The 5,027-nt window shown below is 36.8% G+C and carries 9 protein-coding genes and 1 pseudogene; 4 read left to right on the top strand and 6 right to left on the bottom strand.

Annotation, left to right across the window (positions count from 1 at the left end; all coding sequences use genetic code 11):
* Positions 1-178 precede the first annotated feature (178 nt).
* Together ACFINO_RS09040 and ACFINO_RS09045 are read left to right on the top strand one after the other, a co-directional pair.
* A complete protein-coding gene (locus ACFINO_RS09040; RefSeq protein ID WP_375655496.1) occupies positions 179-361 on the top strand; it encodes a type II toxin-antitoxin system HicA family toxin in 183 nt (60 codons plus the stop codon).
* A gap of 20 nt (positions 362-381) precedes the next feature.
* A complete protein-coding gene (locus ACFINO_RS09045; protein ID WP_375637175.1) occupies positions 382-804 on the top strand; it encodes a type II toxin-antitoxin system HicB family antitoxin in 423 nt (140 codons plus the stop codon).
* A gap of 2 nt (positions 805-806) precedes the next feature.
* Here the strand turns inward: ACFINO_RS09045 and ACFINO_RS09050 are convergent, their stop codons facing one another.
* Complete coding sequence (locus tag ACFINO_RS09050) at positions 807-1,349, bottom strand: hypothetical protein (RefSeq protein WP_375655497.1); 543 nt, start codon at positions 1,347-1,349, stop codon at positions 807-809.
* Positions 1,350-1,359: 10 nt separating this feature from the next.
* On the bottom strand, positions 1,360-1,812 hold the full coding sequence (ssb, locus tag ACFINO_RS09055) for a single-stranded DNA-binding protein (protein WP_375655498.1): 453 nt from the start codon (positions 1,810-1,812) through the stop codon (positions 1,360-1,362).
* Between the two features lie 301 nt (positions 1,813-2,113).
* Between ssb and ACFINO_RS09060 the strand changes: the two genes are divergently transcribed.
* Complete coding sequence (locus tag ACFINO_RS09060; RefSeq protein ID WP_004859817.1) at positions 2,114-2,305, top strand: hypothetical protein; 192 nt, start codon at positions 2,114-2,116, stop codon at positions 2,303-2,305.
* A 67-nt stretch (positions 2,306-2,372) separates the two neighbouring features.
* Positions 2,373-2,801, top strand: a complete 429-nt coding sequence (locus ACFINO_RS09065) for a type II toxin-antitoxin system HicB family antitoxin (protein WP_375655499.1) — start codon at positions 2,373-2,375, stop codon at positions 2,799-2,801.
* Positions 2,802-2,849: 48 nt separating this feature from the next.
* On the opposite strand, the gene ACFINO_RS09070 is transcribed toward ACFINO_RS09065, so the two are convergent.
* The 4 genes and pseudogenes from ACFINO_RS09070 to ACFINO_RS09085 form a co-directional block, all read right to left on the bottom strand.
* Complete coding sequence (locus ACFINO_RS09070; RefSeq protein WP_375633208.1) at positions 2,850-3,398, bottom strand: antA/AntB antirepressor family protein; 549 nt, start codon at positions 3,396-3,398, stop codon at positions 2,850-2,852.
* Positions 3,399-3,635: 237 nt separating this feature from the next.
* Positions 3,636-3,983: a hypothetical protein gene (locus ACFINO_RS09075; protein ID WP_375655500.1), complete on the bottom strand. Its 348-nt coding sequence runs from the start codon at positions 3,981-3,983 to the stop codon at positions 3,636-3,638.
* Positions 3,984-4,147: 164 nt separating this feature from the next.
* Positions 4,148-4,567 (bottom strand): hypothetical protein, encoded by a 420-nt coding sequence (locus ACFINO_RS09080; protein WP_375655501.1) that lies wholly within the window; start codon positions 4,565-4,567, stop codon positions 4,148-4,150.
* Positions 4,560-5,027 (bottom strand): annotated as a pseudogene (locus ACFINO_RS09085) (hypothetical protein); the annotation flags it as partial. The gene ACFINO_RS09080 and the pseudogene ACFINO_RS09085, both read right to left, overlap by 8 nt.

The raw sequence follows: 5,027 nt of genomic DNA on the forward strand, positions 1-5,027 counted from the left end.
ACAACTACTGCCATGCTGTCATTAAATACGATTTTTTACACTATGTCAACAAAAAAATCATGATCTTGTATTTTTTTTATTTTTTTACCTAAATATGGTGTTTTAAAAGATGTTCTTTATTTTCCTTTAATACAACATTTATGTTGCATTGAAACATTTTAGATGTTATATTATTATAATGAATAGTCAAGAATTGAAAAGATATCTTACAAAGCATGGTTGCAGTTTTACTTCAGGGAAGGGAGGGCATTTGCTTGTAAAGCGTGGTGCTAAAAAGTCCGTTTTACCTATGCATGGTACGCGAAAAGAATTAGGAACAGGATTAGTCCAGAAGATTCTTAAAGATCTTGACCTAAAATAAGCCTGAATATGGAGGTGTAAATGAAATATGCAATCAAATTTATCAAAGATGACAATGATACTCTTCTAGTCGTCTCTAAAGACTTTCAGGAATTTATTACCTATGGTAACGATGAAAAAGAGGCTTTGGAACAGGCTAAAAATGCACTTTTAACAGTCATTATGGGGCGTTTTCAAGATCGTGAACCTATTCCCTTTGGACATCGTGATATTGCCTATCCTTTTGTTGAAGTATCTTCATTGGTGACTTTAAAAATTGCAATACATAACGCTATGATTGAAAAAAACTTACGCAAAGCTGATCTCGTACGTCTTTTAAAACTTCATCCAATACAAATTGACCGATTGTTGGATTTAAACCACGCAACCAAATTAGATGCCTTAGAATCTACTCTCATTGCTCTTGGAAAAGAGATCTCTATTAATATTCAAAATGCTGCTTGAATTTAGCGGTTTTGTGTAAAATGCTTATGAAGCGCATTAAGAACGACACACAGTGAATTAACAAGATATGGTAACGATTGCTCTTCTACAACAATGTATTGTAGTGCGGCATAAAGATTATGCTGTCTATAAAGGCATTGTGCTTCTTTTAGCACCTCTTTCATTGCTTCATAGTAATGAGTAGTTTTTTCAATCCATTGTTTTTTTGCCTCTTCATTTAAAGATGGAGTAAAGTCATTATAAATTGCATTTTGTAAGGCTTTTGCACAGAGGTAATTATTTCTCACTTCAAGATATTTTTGTGCAGCATCATACTGATCTTGATTAATCACACCTTGCAGATAAAGCCGTCCGATATAGGTAGCGGAAAGCGGATTTTTAGCATCTTCTATGGTCAAACCAAATCGCTTGGCACGCATTTCAATTGCCAATTTATCAATCGGTTCACGCGGTATTTTTGCTCGCGAGATACGACCATTGGGTTCTCTGAGACATCCATTAATACGAGGACGTCCACGTTTTGTACGTTTTTTTCTTTTAGCCATATTTTTTCAATCAGAATGGGACGCTATCGTTAAGAGCGGTTCTATAATCTTGAGCACCTGAAGCGATAGCATAACTTTGAGAAGTAATGGGTGAAGGGGTAGGGGATGCCGATTGATCTTTTTTGGCATCAAGTAAATATAATTCGCCTTTGAATTGTGGTAAGACAATCTCTGTTGTGTAACGGTCATGCCCATTTTTATCTTGCCATTTGCGTGTCTGTAACTTTCCTTCTATGTAAACCTTTGAACCTTTGTTTAGATATTGAAGTGCAATTTTTGCCAAATGTGGATTAAAAATCACAACGGAATGCCATTCTGTTTTCTCTACTTTTTGATTGGTTTTTTTATCTGTATAGCTCTCAGAAGTCGCTATACTAAAATTGACTATTTCTGCTCCAGAATTCATTGTTTTGCTTTCGGGATCAGCACCAAGGCGCCCGATTAACGTCACTTTATTTAGCATATTTGTAGCCCCATTAGATTTGCAATTTATACATAAAAAATCTTAGCATAATTTGCATATTTATGCAATTATTTCAGTTAATTAATAACAGTTTTTTAAGTATTACATTATAATATTATTTGACAAATTATTCATCAAAAAATCATGTCACACAAATGGCACCGCTTTCTTATTTCTGCTTTTAACTTTTTAATAAATATTCTTTCATTTAAGAGTCTGTATCAAACTTTTTTGTTCGATTTATTGTTGACCATCGAACCTTTTTATGCGATATTCATTTTATGCAGAAAGGGGAGGCTAAATGAAACGAGAAGCACTGCTTAGAGAATTACGTAAAGAAGCCAGAAAAAGAGGCATTCATTACAGTGAAGCTCCTGATGCAGGTAAAGGGTCACATTATTTGGTAACTTTTGGAGACAAGACAACCGTTATAAAATCTGGTGAATTGACCCCACTTTACGTGAAAATAATAAAAAAGCAGTTGGGGGTATGAGTTACTCTCTCAACGGCTTTAATTTTTCGTTTCAAAAGCATTTTGATCATGGCGAGGAGACCTAAATATGGAATACACGTATCAAGCAAAACTGGAATCTGATCCAGATGGTGGTTTTATTGTAACCTTTCCAGATGTACCAGAAGCAATAACAGCTGGAGAAAATAGAGCAGAGGCATTAGAGAATGCTGTTGAAGCTTTAGGGTTGGCATTACGGAGCTATTCTATGCGCGGTCTGCCTTTGCCTACACCACGGCAGTACAAAGACCTTGTAGAAGTTACGGTAGATGCGTGGAATGCTCTTAAGCTCGCAGTGGTAGAAGCCTTTAATGAAGCGAATATTACAAAAACAGAATTGGCACATCGTTTGGGTAAAAAAGAAACAGAAGCAAGACGCATTCTTGACCCCAATTATCCAACTAAGCTTCAAACTTTAGAGCAAGCACTGAGTGTTCTTGGCAAGCAAGTCGTTATTACAATAAAAAACGCGGCTTAACTATCTCCTCGCCTTTGAAGACGAGAAGATAAAATCATGTTTTTAAATCTAAGCAGCTTTTACAACAGATTTTTCTAAAACCTGTTTTGCTTCTTCAATGAGTGTTTTATACTGTTTGCTTTCTTCTACCAATGTAAAGGCTTTAACAAGATGCATGTGGAGAGGGCCATAAATGTAAACAGCTTTTTTAGTTGGAGACATTTTATCCCAATCTTTTGGAAAATCAAAGCGTGTATCACGGTCATTATCAACAGATTGGCTTTTTAACTTTTTTTCACACTCGATAAAGTAACGACGAGCTTGTCTGCCTTTCTCGTTGCGTTCAACCATGGAAAGCTCTTTTGCCATATCTAAAGTGAGATGGTATTCTATTACTGTAACAGCTCTAGATTTTGCGCTTCCCAATTTTGGGAACCGCAAATCTTGTGTTTTTATGAAGTCTTTACCTTCTTCAAATGTATATTGATTAATACGATCCGTAATCCAAGTAGCGAAACGTTTTCCTATTTCCATGAATGCGTGTAACTCACGAGCATTGACCGTTTGCACAATTTCTTGTTCAATAATTTTTTCTGATATTTTAATAAGAGTGTTCATAATATTGGTTCCTTTGTTTTAAAAGTTTAAGTATCCAGGGCTAAAACAACCGAACCAATTCAGTCCTTCACATCTTTAGGTTATCCTTGGACATACATGTGAAGACCCTGGACAAAATTTCTTATGATGGGCAACAGATCTTTCGGGATACTATTGAACCGATTGGTTACAGGTGTTTTAAGCCTGCTTCGTAACCTAATGGCTTTTAAAAATTTGTCAAGTTGTTCCTGATATGAGTTAGCATCTAATCATTGTTTTTTCAGAAGCTTCTGAAAATTTTTTGATTTCTCTGTTGATCTCGTCTATAAGAGGCTCGTAATTGAGAACGCTTTTCGGAATAGCACCCCCGTAAACCCATGCTTTTACTTGCGCTTTGGTACTAAAATCCGCATTTTCTGGTGTGGTATAATACTGACCGCCATCAAACTTTTCACACTCTCTTGTGCCGTCTTCATATTCGTAGAGGTTGTAAAAATACTCCTCTGCTCCGTCCCCCCAAGGAACATAACCAACAGCTGTTGCAACAAACTCTTTTTGCATGGGTTGTTTACGGTTTTTTAAGAATAAATGTTTAAAAATGAACATGCTTTAATCCTAATTTTACCAATTGGTCTATTTACCTAAAATTTGACCGTACAGAGCGTTTTATATTACGGATATATTTTTCATCATAAAATTTTAAAATCGCTTTGTAAGGTACCTTTTTGTCGATTTAAATGCATATCTAATTACAAAACCATCAGCACTTTTCACTGAAAAGGATTTAAACCAATCTCCGTTTTTTCAAGCATTTGCATCAGTTTATCCCATTTTTCAGCAGAAACAGGTTCTCCTTTTGGCTTAATCTCTGGTCTATCGAGTGAGGTAAATATCCCTTTAACAGTAGTTCGAATATCGTCTTCAAGCTTTTCGCAGTAAAGCAGAAGATCAGCAGAAGCGGGCATAAATGTCGTCGACAAGCCTTTAGCTTTACCTTTCATCACATCCCTTGTTGCAGTTTTGATTGCCCAACGGCTTAAGCCATTGAGAGAAAAGAGATAAGCAACGGCTGTAGCTTTTTCGTCTTCTCCGGGTTGGCTTTTAAGCCCACCAGAAAGCATGAGAAACATCGCTTTTATTTCTTCCTCAGAAGCTTTTTCGTCAAGCATTTGCAAAGCTTCATTACCCAACGAGATAATTCTCTCCGCTTCTGCAGGTAATGGCTTTTTGCCCGCTAACCAATGGAATGGAGGGTTTTGCATCATCCTCGAACAAAAATTTGTACGGACTGTCTGCATTTTTGAAATCGGACATGTGTTGTGTAATTCTATAGGCACGACCGCGCTGTTGTCCTGTTTGGGAATTGGTTTGTGTTCCATAATTTTCTCCTTGTTTGTAATCCTTTGCATTTCTTACCCAGTTACGCCACGTTGCTTGCCAATCGATTTTGGTTGCATTTGCTCCAGCTTTCGAATGCCAGTAATCTCGAAACTTTGCGATTTCGACTTTCACACGCTCTGGAGGCAAACCCTCTTCGATTGCAAAATCGTAATCGGGTTCAAAGTCTTCAGGCAATCGACAGCCCCGATTAGCTTTTGACCGCTTGGCTTTTTCCGGAACGTTTTCTTGCTCGTGAATGAGAGGTTGGTT

It is taken from the genome of Bartonella sp. AA83SXKL, from assembly GCF_042196965.1.
GTDB lineage: Bacteria > Pseudomonadota > Alphaproteobacteria > Rhizobiales > Rhizobiaceae > Bartonella.